The organism is Paraburkholderia bannensis, from assembly GCF_014200455.1.
Lineage (GTDB): Bacteria > Pseudomonadota > Gammaproteobacteria > Burkholderiales > Burkholderiaceae > Paraburkholderia > Paraburkholderia bannensis_A.
In genome coordinates this window covers 1-14454 of record NZ_JACHBW010000017.1, presented here as the reverse complement: position 1 = coordinate 14454, position 14454 = coordinate 1, and the positions used below count along the sequence as shown (strand labels likewise).

13 protein-coding genes are annotated in these 14454 nt (G+C 63.6%); 3 read left to right on the top strand and 10 right to left on the bottom strand.

Annotated features, from left to right (window positions below):
* Nucleotides 1-50 precede the first annotated feature (50 nt).
* From trpD to rpe, 5 genes are all read right to left on the bottom strand, one after another.
* Nucleotides 51-1079 carry an anthranilate phosphoribosyltransferase gene (trpD, locus tag F4827_RS25610; RefSeq protein ID WP_183728631.1) on the bottom strand — a complete coding sequence of 343 codons (1029 nt, stop codon included), beginning with the start codon at nt 1077-1079 and terminating at the stop codon, nt 51-53.
* Nucleotides 1080-1095: 16 nt separating this feature from the next.
* Nucleotides 1096-1671, bottom strand: a complete 576-nt coding sequence (locus F4827_RS25605; RefSeq protein WP_167065985.1) for an aminodeoxychorismate/anthranilate synthase component II — start codon at nt 1669-1671, stop codon at nt 1096-1098.
* A gap of 18 nt (nt 1672-1689) precedes the next feature.
* Entirely contained in the window at nt 1690-3183 is a 1494-nt protein-coding gene (trpE, locus tag F4827_RS25600) for an anthranilate synthase component I (RefSeq protein WP_183728629.1), read from the bottom strand.
* Between the two features lie 528 nt (nt 3184-3711).
* On the bottom strand, nt 3712-4434 hold the full coding sequence (locus F4827_RS25595; RefSeq protein WP_183728625.1) for a phosphoglycolate phosphatase: 723 nt from the start codon (nt 4432-4434) through the stop codon (nt 3712-3714).
* The gene (gene rpe, locus F4827_RS25590; RefSeq protein WP_183728622.1) at nt 4431-5126 is read right to left on the bottom strand and encodes a ribulose-phosphate 3-epimerase; all 696 of its coding nucleotides are present in this window, start codon (nt 5124-5126) and stop codon (nt 4431-4433) included. The genes F4827_RS25595 and rpe overlap by 4 nt, the downstream gene beginning before the upstream one ends.
* Before the next feature lie 364 nt (nt 5127-5490).
* Between rpe and apaG the strand changes: the two genes are divergently transcribed.
* The gene (gene apaG / locus F4827_RS25585; RefSeq protein WP_183728619.1) at nt 5491-5865 is read left to right on the top strand and encodes a Co2+/Mg2+ efflux protein ApaG; all 375 of its coding nucleotides are present in this window, start codon (nt 5491-5493) and stop codon (nt 5863-5865) included.
* Between the two features lie 118 nt (nt 5866-5983).
* Complete coding sequence (locus tag F4827_RS25575) at nt 5984-7303, top strand: murein transglycosylase A (RefSeq protein ID WP_409258856.1); 1320 nt, start codon at nt 5984-5986, stop codon at nt 7301-7303.
* A 79-nt stretch (nt 7304-7382) separates the two neighbouring features.
* On the opposite strand, the gene paaK is transcribed toward F4827_RS25575, so the two are convergent.
* The 5 genes from paaK to paaN form a co-directional block, all read right to left on the bottom strand.
* Nucleotides 7383-8681, bottom strand: coding sequence for a phenylacetate--CoA ligase PaaK (gene paaK, locus F4827_RS25570; protein ID WP_183728613.1), 1299 nt, complete (start codon nt 8679-8681; stop codon nt 7383-7385).
* Nucleotides 8682-8745: 64 nt separating this feature from the next.
* Nucleotides 8746-9219, bottom strand: coding sequence for a hydroxyphenylacetyl-CoA thioesterase PaaI (gene paaI / locus F4827_RS25565; protein ID WP_183728610.1), 474 nt, complete (start codon nt 9217-9219; stop codon nt 8746-8748).
* A 1-nt stretch (nt 9220) separates the two neighbouring features.
* Entirely contained in the window at nt 9221-10012 is a 792-nt protein-coding gene (gene paaG / locus F4827_RS25560; protein WP_183728607.1) for a 2-(1,2-epoxy-1,2-dihydrophenyl)acetyl-CoA isomerase PaaG, read from the bottom strand.
* Nucleotides 10013-10077: 65 nt separating this feature from the next.
* Nucleotides 10078-11280, bottom strand: coding sequence for a 3-oxoadipyl-CoA thiolase (pcaF, locus tag F4827_RS25555; protein ID WP_183728602.1), 1203 nt, complete (start codon nt 11278-11280; stop codon nt 10078-10080).
* Between the two features lie 97 nt (nt 11281-11377).
* Nucleotides 11378-13078, bottom strand: coding sequence for a phenylacetic acid degradation protein PaaN (gene paaN / locus F4827_RS25550; RefSeq protein WP_183728598.1), 1701 nt, complete (start codon nt 13076-13078; stop codon nt 11378-11380).
* A gap of 137 nt (nt 13079-13215) precedes the next feature.
* Here paaN and F4827_RS25545 point away from each other — a divergent pair, with 137 nt between their 5' ends.
* A complete protein-coding gene (locus F4827_RS25545; protein WP_183728594.1) occupies nt 13216-13992 on the top strand; it encodes an enoyl-CoA hydratase in 777 nt (258 codons plus the stop codon).
* Nucleotides 13993-14454: the final 462 nt, after the last annotated feature.

Here is a 14454-nt window from a genome sequence, read left to right as displayed (position 1 = left end):
CAAAAACGGTGCTGGATCAGCGGGGTTTCAGCGAATGTCTAGCAGGCTTTTCAGCGTTTGAACTGTTGCGTGAAGCGTACCAGTTCGTCGACTTTGGCGCGTGCGCGGCCGCTGGCGATGGTCTCGCGCGCAAGTGCGATGCCGTCGGCGATCGAACCGACCACGTTGGCCGAATACAGGGCGGCGCCCGAATTGAGCGCGACGATTTCGCGCGCCGTGCCCGCTTCGTTCGAGAGCGCGCCCAGTAGCATCGTCTTCGATTCGTCGGCGTTTTCGACCTTCAGCGAGCGGTTCGACACCATCTGCAGGCCGAAATCTTCCGGATGGATCTCGTACTCGCGAATCTCGCCGTCCTTGAGTTCGCCTACCAGCGTGGCGGCGCCCAGCGACACCTCGTCCATGCCGTCCTTGCCGTACACCACGAGTACATGTTTCGCGCCGAGGCGCTGCATCACACGCACCTGAATGCCGACGAGGTCGGGGTGGAACACGCCCATCAGCTGATTGGGCGCGCCGGCCGGATTGGTGAGCGGGCCGAGAATGTTGAAGATGGTGCGCACGCCCAGCTCGCGGCGCACCGCGGCGATGTTCTTCATCGCAGGATGATGGTTGGGCGCGAACATGAAGCCCATGCCGGTTTCGGCGATCGACGCGGCCACCTGGTCCGGTTGCAGATCGATGTTCACGCCGAGCGCGTCGAGTACATCGGCGCTGCCCGACTTGCTGGAGACGCCGCGATTACCGTGCTTGGCGACTTTCGCGCCCGCTGCTGCCACCACGAACATCGACGCGGTGGAAATATTGAAGGTGTGCGAACCATCGCCGCCGGTGCCGACGATATCGATGAAATTCGAGTTGTCCGTCACTTCGACGTGATTGGCGAATTCGCGCATCACGGTGGCGGCCGCCGCGATTTCGCCGATGGTTTCCTTCTTCACGCGCAGGCCGGTGAGGATGGCCGCCGATTGCACCGGCGACAGCTCGCCGCGCATGATCATGCGCATGAGGTGGAGCATCTCGTCGTGGAAGATTTCGCGGTGCTCGATCGTGCGCTGCAGCGCTTCTTGCGGGGTAATCATAGGTCTGCCTCCGCGGTTAAGCGCGCTTGGTCTGCTTCAGGAAATTTTCGAAGAGCGCATGGCCATGTTCCGAAAGAATCGATTCCGGATGGAACTGCACGCCTTCGACCGCGAGCGTCTTGTGGCGCACGCCCATGATTTCGCCGTCCTCGGTCCACGCGGACACTTCGAGGCAATCGGGCAGCGATTCGCGCTCGATCGCCAGCGAGTGATAGCGCGTGATGTTGAAGTGTTTCGGCAGATCGGCGAACACGCCTTTGCAGTCGGTTTCGATCTGGCTGACCTTGCCGTGCATGATGGTTTTGGCGCGCACGACGCGCCCGCCAAAGGCTTCGCCGATGGCCTGATGGCCGAGGCACACGCCCAGAATCGGCGTCTTGCCCGCGAATTCGCGTAGCACGTCGAGCGTGATGCCCGCGTTCTGCGGGTTGCTCGGGCCCGGCGAGAGGCAGATGCGCTCGGGGTTGAGCGCCTTGATCTCGTCGAGGGTGATTTCGTCGTTACGGTGCGTGCGGACGTCTTCGCCGAGTTCGCCGAAGTACTGGACGATGTTGTAGGTAAACGAATCGTAGTTGTCGATCATGAGCAACATGGTCTATCTCCGCTCAAATCAGAAGTCGCTGTCGAGGCCGTCCTGCACCTGCTCGGCGGCGCGCAGCACGGCGCGCGCCTTGTTTTCGGTTTCCTGCCATTCGGATTCGGGCACCGAATCGGCCACCACGCCCGCGGCCGCCTGCACGTACAGATTGCCGTTGTGGATCACGCCCGTGCGGATCGTGATCGCCAGATCCATCTCGCCGTTGAACGAGAGATAGCCGACCGCGCCGCCGTACAGGCCGCGCTTCACGGGTTCGAGTTCGTCGATCAGTTCCATCGCGCGCACCTTGGGCGCACCCGAGAGCGTGCCGGCCGGGAAGGTCGCGCGCAGCACGTCGTAATTCGTCATGCCCTTCTTGAGCTTGCCTTCGACCGAACTGACGATGTGCTGAACGTGCGAGTACTTTTCGATGACCATCTTGTCGGTCACCGTCACCGAACCGATCTCCGCGATGCGGCCCACGTCGTTGCGCGCGAGGTCGATCAGCATGACGTGTTCGGCGATCTCCTTCGGATCGTTGAGCAGTTCGGTGGCGAGTTCGGCGTCGCGCTCGGGCGTGTTGCCGCGCGCACGCGTGCCCGCGAGCGGACGGATCGTCACGATGCGGTCCTCGCCGCGCTGCTCCTGGCGCACCAGAATCTCCGGCGAGGCGCCCACCACGTGGAATTCGCCGAAGTTGTAGTAGTACATATACGGCGACGGATTCAGCGAGCGCAGCGCGCGGTACAGCGAGAGCGGATTGTCGCGATACGGCTTGGTCAGACGCTGGCCCACCTGCACCTGCATCAGTTCGCCCGCGGCGATGTATTCCTTGGCCTTGCGCACGGCCGCGAGGTAATCGTCCTTCTTGAATTCGCGATAGATTTCCGTGCGCACGCTCGCCGACGTGACCGGCGGCTGCACCGTCGTGCGCAGGCGCTGCTTGAGTTCGCGCAGGCGCAGCTTCGCTTTCGTGTAGGCCTCGGGCGTTTGCGGATCGGCGTAGACGATCAGGTAGAGCTTGCCTGCGAGATTGTCGATCACCGCGACTTCTTCGCTGAGCAGCAACTGGATGTCGGGCAGGCCGAGATCGTCGGGCGGGCAGGTGCTCGCGAGTTTTTTCTCGATATAACGCACCGCGTCGTAGCCGAAGTAACCGGCCAGGCCGCCGCAGAAGCGCGGCAGGCCAGGACGCTGCGCCACCTTGAAGCGCGCCTGGTATTGCGCAATGAATTCGAGCGGGTCGCCGTCATGCGTCTCGGTCACCTGGCCGTCGCGCACCACTTCCGAGACGCCGTTCTTCACGCGGATCAGCGAGCGCGCGGGCAGGCCGATGAACGAGTAGCGCCCGAAGCGCTCGCCGCCCACGACGGATTCCAGCAGGAAGGAGTTGGCGCCGCCGCGCTCGGGTTGTGCGAGCTTCAGATACAGCGAAAGCGGCGTTTCGAGATCGGCGAGGGCTTCGGCGATCAGCGGAATGCGGTTGTAGCCCTCGTTGGCGAGGGACTGAAATTCGAGTTCGGTCATGTTCCGATCCTGTGCGTGCTGCCGTTCGCGACGTCGGGTGCGGGCCCAGTGCGGCTCAAAGAGGGGCGCGGCGGGTGCGCGATGGCGTCTGTTTTGAGTGCTTGAGTTCGCTGGCGCTCGCTCGTGCGGTCCGTTGTCGTGCAGGTGCGCGAGCACTTGCCGGGCCGGCGTGCGGAGAATCGGCGGCGGATGCGTGACGTAGGCGCTGGCGGCCCGGCATGCGCGAGACCGGCATGCAAGGACGGCGAAAGCCCACGGCAAAACCCACCGACGGGAAACCGCAACAGTTCAGAGACGAGAGAGACGAAACACGCGCGAGCGCGCAGCGAAGTAAAAAACGGAACTGAAGAAGAGCTTGCGCGCGACTTCAGCGAACCTCGGGAGAGGTTAGCGCGACCAGCGACGCCAGGGCCAGGCTCCCCGGTCGATGCTGCTCAGACTCCGTTTTTTATTCAGAAACATGAGGGTAGATGACGGTAAGTACAGAACTTAGGTCAGAAGATTCGGTGTTGCGTTTTGTGCTGCGCTTTATGCGGCGTTGTGTGCCGCGACCGCCTTGGCGGCTTCGAGCAGCGAGGCAACTATACCATCCGACTCAATTTTTTGTACAGGTTGGCCGTGATTGTAGCCATAGGGCACTGTGAGCGTGGCCGTGCCGGCCGCGCGGCCCGCTATGGCGTCGTTCTCCGAATCACCAATCGCCACCGCCGCCTGCGGCTTCACGCCCAGGCGCTCGCACGCGGTGAGCATGGGCAGCGGATCGGGCTTTTTCTTCGGCAGGCTGTCGCCGCCCAGCACGACCTCGAAGTAGCGCGCGAGACCGTATTGCTGCAGCAATTCCACGGCGAAGCGGTGCGGCTTGTTGGTCACGCAGGCAAGGCGAATGCCCTGCTCGCGCAGCGCGGCAAGCCCCGCTTCCACATCGGGATACAGATGCGTGTGGCGGCCGTTGATCTTCGCGTATTCGTCCTGGTAAAGCGCGAGCGCTTCGTCGAAGCGGGACTGCGCGTCTTCCTCGGCAAAACGCGGGGCGAGCACGCTCTTGATCAAATGTTCCGAACCTTTGCCGACGTAGCCCATCACTTCTTCGCGCGTGGTTTCCTCGGCGTCGAACTGGGCGAGCATGCCGTTCAGGCCCGCCGCGAAGTCGTCGGCGGTATCGACCATGGTGCCGTCGAGGTCGATCAGCGCCGCTTCGATGCGCGGCGCCGTGAACTTGACGGGGGCGTTCCGGGCGCTCGGGTTGGTCATTGCGCGCCTGCGCCCTTGACCGTGGCGAGCTGCGAGCGCATCTGGTCAATCACCGCCTTGTAGTCGGGCTTGCCGAACACAGCCGAGCCAGCGACGAACGTATCTGCGCCCGCAGCCGCGATTTCGGCGATGTTGTCGATCTTTACGCCGCCGTCCACTTCAAGGTGAATCTCGCGGCCCGTGCGCGCGGTGTACGCGTCGATCTTCGCGCGGGCTTCACGCAGCTTGTTGAGTGCTTCGGGAATAAAGGACTGGCCGCCGAAACCCGGGTTCACCGACATGATGAGCACGAGGTCGACCTTGTCCATCACGTGGTCGAGGTAATTCAGCGAGGTGGCCGGATTGAACACCAGGCCGGCCTTGCAGCCGTGATCGCGGATCAGCGACAGCGTGCGGTCGATGTGATCGGAGCCTTCCGGGTGGAAGCTGATGAGGTTCGCGCCGGCTTTGGCGAAATCGGGCACGATGCGGTCGACCGGGCGCACCATCAGATGCACGTCGATGGGCACGTCCACGTGCGGGCGGATCGCCTCGCACACCAGCGGGCCGATGGTGAGGTTCGGCACGTAATGGTTGTCCATCACGTCGAAATGGATCCAGTCGGCGCCGGCGGCGACGACGTTGCGGACTTCCTCGCCAAGCCGTGCGAAGTCGGCCGAGAGGATGCTGGGAGCGATGCGGAATTGCGTCATGGCGGCAATCGGAAAGACAGACGGGAAAACCGCATTTTACCGCCAGGGAGCGGGCGGTTTGGGCGTGCGTGGGCGGTTTTGCGACGACGTTGGCCATTCGGCCAGGGATCAGCCGGGCCGTTGCACCGCACTGGTGCGAACACGCGCTGCGCATGAGGCGATGCGATGACGCGATGGTACGGCTCGGCGAGCCGCGCCGGGGGCGGCTGTGCGGGCGATGCCGGGTTGCGGGGGGCGGGCGCATCAAGCAGAATGCCATTGCATGTCCCCCGCATGACGGGGGGGGGCTGCCTAATATCATTTGCAACTAATGGCAACTATCGGCACCGTTTAACTGGCCACGAGGCCGGCACCTGGAACAAGGATGAGTCAGTACGAATTGAGCGTGACCTCGCAGGTCCGCTACCTGCCCGAAGAATCGGACCCGGAGCGCCGCCAGTATGCGTTCGCCTACACGCTGACGATTCGCAACACGGGGCAGGTGAGTGCGCAGTTGATCGCGCGCCACTGGGTCATCACCGACAGCGAAAACCACGTGCAGGAAGTGAAGGGGCTCGGCGTGGTGGGTCATCAGCCGTTGCTCAAACCCGGCGAGCAATTCGAGTACACCAGCTGGGCGGTGATCGCCACGCCCGTGGGCACCATGCGCGGCGAGTACTTCTGCGTCGCCGAGGACGCCGAGCGGTTCGATGCGCCCGTTCCCGAGTTCGTCCTGCGCATGCCGCGCACGCTGCATTAAAAGCGTTGCCGCGCGCCTTTGCGTTCACCGTTTTGAACCGACGCCCGAATTTGGGGTCTGCTAGTCACGCCGGTCGTGCGGGGCTCGCTTCTTCCTGCCCGACGCGGTCCACACAACGATGAAAATCAGCAGGAACAGCGCGATCAGCGCTTCCAGCCCAAACATGAGCATCGGGTATTCGTCGAGCAGATCAGACATGGTGGCTTCCATCGAAAACAACGCAGATTGTGCGCCAGAATTGGCGCGCGCTTCCGGCCTGATGCCGGAATTAACGGCGGCGCGCGCAAACGTGCGCCGCTTCATCCCGAAACGCTTGAGCGTGCGGCTGGGTCGGCAGGTGGCTGGCTGGGCCGGGGCGGCGACGCTGGCGGCGCTGCTGGCGGCGTGCGGCGGCTCGAATTACGTTCACAACGCGCCGCCCAGGAGCGCACCCACGCTGCCCGCACAGATCGCCTCCGCGCGCCTTACGCCGGTTGCGTGGCAGCAGGTGCCGGGCTGGCAGGACGATTCGCTGATCGGCGCGACGGCGGCGCTGCGTGCGAACTGCACGCGGCTCGCGCGCGAACCGCGCTGGTCGCGCGTCTGCGTCGCGGCCCAGCAGCTCGACGATCTGGACGCTTCCGGCGCGCGCACGTTCTTCGAGACGTACTTCACGCCGTATCAGTTCGCCAATAACGACGGCACGCTCGACGGTCTCGTGACGGGTTATTACGAACCGCTGCTGCACGGCTCGCGCACGCGCCATGGCATCTATCAGACCGCGCTGTATCGCTGGCCGTCCGGCTATCGCGCCGGCTCGGCACTGCCGGCACGTGCGCAACTCGAACGCGCCGGCATCCTGAATGGCAATGAGCTTGTCTGGGTCGACGATCCGATCGAGGCGTTTTTCCTTCAGGTGCAGGGTTCGGGCCGTGTCGTCATGGAAGACGGCAGCGTGATGCGCGTGGGCTTTGGCGGCACCAACAACCAGCCGTACAAGTCGATTGGCCGCTGGTTGCTCGACCGTGGCGAACTGACGCCCGCGCAGGCCACCATGCAGGGCATCAAGGCCTGGGCGCGAGCGAATCCGACGCGCGTCGATGCGCTGCTCGACACCAATCCGCGCTTCGTGTTCTTCCGCGAAATGTCGTCCGCCGAAGGTTCGGCGCAAGGCGGCGCGGACGGCCCGATCGGCGCGCTGGGCGTGCCGCTCACGCCGGAGCGCTCGATTGCGGTCGATCCGTCGTCGATTCCGCTTGGCACGCCGGTGTTCCTGCAAACCACGCGACCGCTTACGAACCAGCCCCTCAACCGGCTGGTGTTCGCGCAGGACACAGGCACGGCGATCAAGGGCGGTGTGCGTGCCGACTACTTCTGGGGACTCGGCGACGATGCCGGCGATCTCGCCGGGAAGATGAAGCAGGGCGGCCGCATGTGGCTGCTGTTCCCGAATTCGTGAGCGTCGGTTGATTCGCTTATGACGTAAAAAAGCAGCCGGCGCAAGCCGGCTTTTTCATTTGACGAGGCGCAGCCCAGACTCACTTGGGTCGCTTGTCGACCACGCGACGAGCTTTACCGACCGAGCGCTCGATGCCGTTCACGTCCAGCACGTTGATCTTCGCGGTCACGCCGATCAGCGCCTTGATGTCGTAGGCGAGCGCCTTGGCGGCGGCGTCGAGCGCGCCATAGTCGGGCGCCGTTACCGGACACGGTTCGCAGTTCAGCGTCATCACGTCCATCGGACCTTCCTTGGTGAGGACGATCTGATAGTGCGGCGCGAGCGCGGGCTGCTTGAGCAGCAGTTCCTCGATTTGCGTGGGGAACACGTTCACGCCGCGGATGATGAGCATGTCGTCCGAGCGGCCCGTGATCTTTTCCATGCGACGCATCGTGCGCGCGGTGCCCGGCAGCAGGCGCGTAAGGTCGCGCGTGCGATAGCGGACGATCGGCAGCGCTTCCTTCGTGAGCGAGGTGAAAACGAGTTCGCCGAATTCGCCGTCGGGCAGCACTTCGCCGGTTTCCGGATCGATGACCTCAGGATAGAAGTGGTCTTCCCAGATGGTCGGGCCGTCCTGGGTTTCCGCGCACTCTGAGGCGACGCCCGGCCCCATCACTTCGGAAAGACCATAGATATCGACGGCCTTGATGCCCATACGCTTTTCGATGGCGGTGCGCATGTCGTTGGTCCACGGCTCAGCGCCGAAGATGCCGATGCGCAGCGACGTGGACGCGGGATCGATGCCCTGGCGTTCCATTTCGTCGGCGATGGCGAGCATGTAGCTCGGCGTGACCATGATGATGTCGGGGCGAAAATCCTGGATCAGTTGCACCTGCTTCTCGGTCTGACCGCCGCCGAACGGGATCACCGTGAGGCCCGCGCGCTCCGCGCCGTAATGTGCGCCAAGACCGCCCGTGAAAAGACCGTAGCCGTAGCTGATATGCACCTTGTCGCCACGCTGCGCGCCTGATGCGCGCACCGATCGCGCCACCAGAGTCGCCCACGTGTCGATGTCCTTCGCCGTGTAGCCCACGACCGTCGGCTTGCCCGTCGTGCCCGACGACGCATGGATACGCGAGATCTGCTCCTGCGGCACCGCGAACATCCCGAAGGGATAGCTGTCGCGGAGATCCTTCTTGGTCGTGAACGGAAAGCGCGCGAGATCGGCGAGCGTTTTCAGCCCGGACGGATGCACGCCCGCTTCGTCGAACTTGCGCCGATACACCGGCGAATTCTCATACGCGTGATTGAGCGACCATTTAAGCCGTTCGAGCTGAAGCGCCGCGAGTTCATCGCGACTGGCCGTTTCGATGGGATCGAGCGGCAGCGTGGTTGTCATGACTGTCTCCGGATGCTTTAAGAATGGTATGCGGGGCGGGCGGCATGAGCCCCTGACACTTCGATTACGCTTCGACGGGAATCACGGTGCCGCGTATCTGTGCGGATTTGCCTCTGAACATCGCCACGGTCTCGCCGGCGCGATTCGTCACGCGGATGTCGTAGATGCCGCTGCGTCCCGAAAGCACCTGTTCGACGGCTTCGGCGGTGAGCACGTCGTCGGGCTGGACCGGGCGCAGGAACTCGATCGAGCAGCCCGCCGCGACGGTGTTGACGTTGTACGAATTGCAGGCGAATGCGAAGGTCGAATCGGCGAGCGTGAAAATCATGCCGCCGTGGCAGATCTGATGACCGTTGAGGAACTCGGGCCGCACCGCCATGGACAGGCGCGCGTAGCCGGCGCGCACTTCGAGCAGTTCCATGCCGAGTGCACGGCTGCAACCGTCTGCCTCGAACATCGACTGAGCGGTGGCGCGGGCGAGTTCGTCAGGCGACATACCGGCGTGCGCGAAAATCGAGGTTGGCGTAGATGTGGACATATCAACGGCCCTCGAAGCGCGGTGCGCGTTTTTCGATGAAGGCCTGCACGCCTTCCGCGTAGTCGTGCGAGTTGCCCAGTTCGCGCTGCAGATCGCGTTCGAGATCGAGCTGCTGGGCGAGCGTATTCGTAGCCGATGCGCGCAGCGCTTCACGGGTGGCGACGATGGCGCGAGTGGGCTGCTTCGCGAGTTGTGCGGCGAGCGCGGTGGATATAGCGGCAAGTTCGGCATCGTCTGTTACTTGCCAGACGAGCCCCCAGCTTTCGGCCTTTTCGGCGCTGAGTTTCTCGCCGGTCATCGCGAGGCCCAGCGCGCGCGCCATGCCCACGCGTTTGGGCAGGAACCAGGTGCCACCCGAATCGGGCACGAGGCCGATCTTCACGAACGCCTGGATGAAGCTTGCGGAGCGCGCGGCCAGCACGATGTCACAGGCCAGCGCGAGATTCGCGCCCGCGCCCGCCGCGGTGCCGTTGACGGCGGCGATCACGGGCATCGGCAGCGCCTGCAGGCGTTTGATGAGCGGGTTGAAATGCGCTTCGATCAGATCGCCGAGATCGGTCATCGCACCCGGCGTGAAGTCGAGATCGGCGAGATCCTGGCCTGCGCAAAAGCCGCGGCCTGCGCCGGTCAGCACGAGTGCGCGCGAACCGGCTTTTTCCACTTCGTCGAGTGCCGCCACGAGTTCGCCATGCATGGCACGCGTGAAGCTGTTGAGCTTGTCCGGCCGGCTTAGCGTGATCGTGGCCACGTGTGTGGAAGTGTCGATATCGACGCGAATCGATTCAAATGGCATTGCCTGTCTCCTGTCCCATCCGATGCAACGCTGTCTGCGCAGCGCGGGTTTTCGATCAGATACGTTCAGACGCGTTCGATAGCCAGCGCGATGCCCTGCCCGACGCCGATACACATGGTGCAGAGCGCGTAACGGCCTCGCGTGCGTTCCAGTTGATGCAGCGCCGTGGTCACGAGCCGCGCGCCCGAGGCGCCGAGCGGATGCCCCAGCGCAATTGCGCCGCCGTTGGGGTTCACACGCGCATCGTCATCTGCGACGCCGAGAGCGCGCAGCACCGCAAGTCCTTGCGACGCGAACGCCTCGTTGAGTTCGATCACGTCGAACTGGTCGAGCGTCATGCCGAGTTGCTTGAGCAGCTTTTGCGTAGCGGGCGCTGGGCCGAAGCCCATGATGCGAGGCTCAACGCCGGCCGTGGCCATGCCGAGCACGCGCGCGCGCCGGCGCAGACCGTATTGGCTGGCGGCCGCGTCGCTGGCGAGCAGCAGTGCGCATGCACCGTCGTTTACGCCCGAAGCGTTGCCCGCGGTCACCGTGCCATCGGGCTTCACTACGCCCTTGAGTTTGCCAAGCGCTTCAAGCGACGTTTCGCGAGGGTGTTCGTCGAGCGTCACGCGCACCGGATCGCCCTTTTTCTGCGCAATCTCGACCGGCACGATTTCTTGTGCGAGCGTGCCGTCCTTTTGCGCGCGTGCGGCCTTTTGCTGGCTACGCAGCGCGAACGCGTCCTGATCGGCCCGGCTGACATTGAAATCGACCGCGACGTTTTCGGCGGTTTCCGGCATCGAATCGACGCCGTATTGCTGCTTCATCAACTTGTTGACGAAGCGCCAGCCGATAGTCGTGTCGTAAATAGCGGCATCGCGCGCGAACGCTGATGCGGCCTTGCCCATCACGAACGGCGCGCGTGTCATGCTTTCCACACCGCCCGCGATCATCAGATGCGCCTCGCCCGCCTTGATCGCGCGCGCGGCGCTGCCCACGGCATCCAGACCCGAGCCGCACAGACGATTGAGCGTCGCGCCGGGCACGTCCGTCGGCAGACCCGCGAGCAGCGCGGACATGCGCGCGACGTTGCGGTTGTCCTCGCCGGCCTGGTTCGCGCAGCCATAGAGAAGATCGTCGAGCGCGCGCCAGTCCACGCCCGGATTGCGCTCGACGAGCGCGCGGATGGGCACCGCGCCGAGGTCGTCGGCGCGCACGTCCTTGAGGGCGCCGCCGTAGCGGCCGAACGGGGTGCGAATCGCATCGCAGATATAGGCTTCGGTCATCTCGGATTCCTGAGGCACGAGCGCGGAAATGCACTCGTGCCGATCATGCTAGAGGGAAGGGGATTCGTGCGCCATTCGGCCAAACGGCATAGGCCGTTCAGCCGACTGCCACGGGAGCCGCTTTCGGTTCAACATGAACGCGGCTTTGAACCACGCGGAAGCGGTTCGCTACGAATGCGGCGTCGGCCAGCGCGGCATTGGCGGCGGGGTTCGCGCCGGTGCCGTGGAAATCCGAGAAAGCCGCCGACTGATTGACGAACACGCCGCCGGTCAGATTGATCGAGAGCGCCACACCGCCGGTGATCGCGGCGTCGTGGGCCGCTTCGATCACTTCTTCGCTCGTGCTGTAGACGGAAAGCGTCAGTGCACCGTGGTCGCGTGCGGTCGTACCGGCCAGGTCGAGCGATTGCGTGGTCGAATCGGTGGCGATCACGAACGAGATGGGGCCGAACCATTCGCGCTTGAACGAGGCCGCGTCCCGTGCCGCGTCGAGCGAGAGCACGAGCGGCGTGCGCACGCGCGCGCCGGGGAACTGCGGGTGTTCGAGCGTTTGGCTATCGGCGAGCACGGCGCCCAGTTTGCGGGCTTCGTCGATGCGGGCAGTGACGCTCTCGTTCTGGATCGCGCCGAGCACTTCAACGGCGCGGGCCGGATCGGCCACGAACCTGGTGACTGCGCCGGCGATCGCCTGCGCGACCGCTTCGAAGCTCACGTGACCATCGGCGGTCTGGATCCCGTCACGCGGCACGTAGATATTCTGCGGCGCGGTGCACATCTGGCCGGAGTACAGCGAGAGCGAGAAGGCGATGTTGCGCGCGGCTGACTTCAGATCGTCAACGGAGTCGATCACGATCTGGTTCACACCGGCTTTTTCGGTGTAGACCTGCGCCTGGTGCGCGTTGCGTTCGAGCCAGTCGCCGTTCTGCGTGCTGCCGGTGAAGTCGATCAACTTGATTTCGGGGTGCAGCGCGAGTTGCTGGACAAGCGCGCCGTCGTTCGGATCGGTGGCCAGCAGCGTGACGACGTTCGGATCGAAACCGGCTTCACGCAGCACGTCACGCGCGATGCGCACCGTGATCGCGAGCGGCAGGATCGCGCCCGGGTGCGGCTTGACGATCACAGTGTTGCCGGTCGCGAGGTCGGCGAACAGGCCCGGATAGCCGTTCCAGGTCGGGAACGTGCAGCAGCCGAGCACGAGACCGGTGCCGCGCGGCACGACGGTGAAGCGCTTTTGCATAGCGAGCGGCGGGTTTTTGCCTTGTGGCTTTTCCCAGTGCGCGTTGGCGGGAATGCGGCGCAGTTGGTCCCACGCATAGGTGACGGCTTCCAGCGCGCGGTCCTGGGCGTGCGGGCCGCCTGCCTGGAAGGCCATCATGAAAGCCTGCCCCGTCGTATGCATCACGCTGAACGCAATTTCGAAGCTCGCTCGGTTCAGGCGCTCAAGAATCTCGAGGCTCAAGCCCACCCACGCTTGCGGGCCGGCGGCGCGCCAATCGCGTTGCGCCTTCTGGGCAGCGTCAACCAGTTGATCGGGTGTCGATTTCGGATAGCGCGCGCCGAGCTTGAAACCGAACGGCGAGGCCTCGCTGCCAACCGTTTCGCCGGTCGACGGCTGATCGAGATCGAAGGTGCGGTCCAGGTGGGCTTTGAACGCGGCTTCGCCGTCTGCGCTGGCGGTTTCCCCGTACACTTTGGGGCTGGGCATTTCGGCGAACGGGCTCCAGTAACCGCGCGTCTCGATGGCGGCCAACGCTTTCTGCAGCTGGCCTTCGTGCTTGGCGAACAACGGATTTGTCATGGCTCGACTTGAATTGAGGGGTGGGGAGAGGCCCGTGTCAATTAATTGACCGACCGGTTGGTTGGCAAATGTTAGCATTAGTCAAAGTTCGGCGCGAAAAATTTTTTGGGGACTTTCTTTAGATAGAAGGAGGACACATGGAGTACGAAAACATCCTGGTTGAGACGCGCGGCAAAGTCGGTCTGATCACCTTGAATCGCCCGAAAGCGCTTAACGCACTCAACGATGCGCTGATGGATGAGCTGGGCACGGCGCTGAAGTCATTTGACGTGGACGAAGGCATTGGCGCGATCGTCATTACGGGTAGTGAGAAGGCGTTCGCGGCAGGCGCCGACATCGGCATGATGGCGACCTACAGCTTCATGGATGTCTATAAGGGCGACTACATCACGCGTAACTGGGAGACGATCCGTTCGATCCGCAAGCCGATCATCGCTGCGGTTGCGGGCTTCGCGCTGGGCGGCGGCTGCGAACTGGCGATGATGTGCGACATGATCTTCGCGGCTGATACGGCGAAGTTCGGCCAGCCAGAGATCAAGCTTGGCGTTATTCCGGGGGCGGGCGGTACCCAGCGTCTGCCGCGCGCGGTCTCAAAAGCGAAGGCCATGGATCTCTGCCTGACTGCTCGCATGATGGATGCTGTGGAAGCGGAGCGCGCCGGGTTGGTGTCGCGTGTGATTCCAGCGGCAGATCTGCTGGCTGAAGCGATCGCCGCTGCGACGACGATCAGCGAGTACTCGCTGCCGGCGGTCATGATGGCCAAGGAGGCAGTGAACCGCGCCTACGAGACGACGCTTGCCGAGGGCGTGCACTTCGAGCGCCGCCTGTTCCATTCGCTGTTCGCGACGGAAGATCAGAAAGAAGGGATGGCTGCGTTCGTGGAGAAGCGCAAGCCGGCGTTCAAGAATAAGTAAGTGCCGGGCTGCGAGGGGGGCGGATTTATTTCCCGTTCCCCCTTGCGGCCCGCAGCGGGTAGCGCTAAGATTCGCCCCTTCGCTGTTCAGCCTTACCGGCAGCGAAGCCTGCCGCGAGAAACGGCGGGTCGCTCCGGCGGCATCTTTTCCCTGCTTTTAAGCGGCGATGTAAAAAAAGATGTTGACGGAACGAGAAAGAGTCTGCATAATCTCGTTTCTCTGCTGCAGACGCAGCAACGCAGAACCCGCCGGTAGCTGGACCGCTGGCGCGAAGTTCGCGAATCGATCTTTAAAAATTTACAGCCGATAAGTGTGGGCGCTTGATGGTGATGCGGCCTGATGAGTTCTTCGGAGCTTTTCAGGAGTGGCAAAAGTATCAAGAGTCTCACATTAAAAAGTAAGTCAGGTTTTTGAAGCAATTCAGATACCTGTCAGCTTTGAGTGAGCGACTGGTTTCTAACG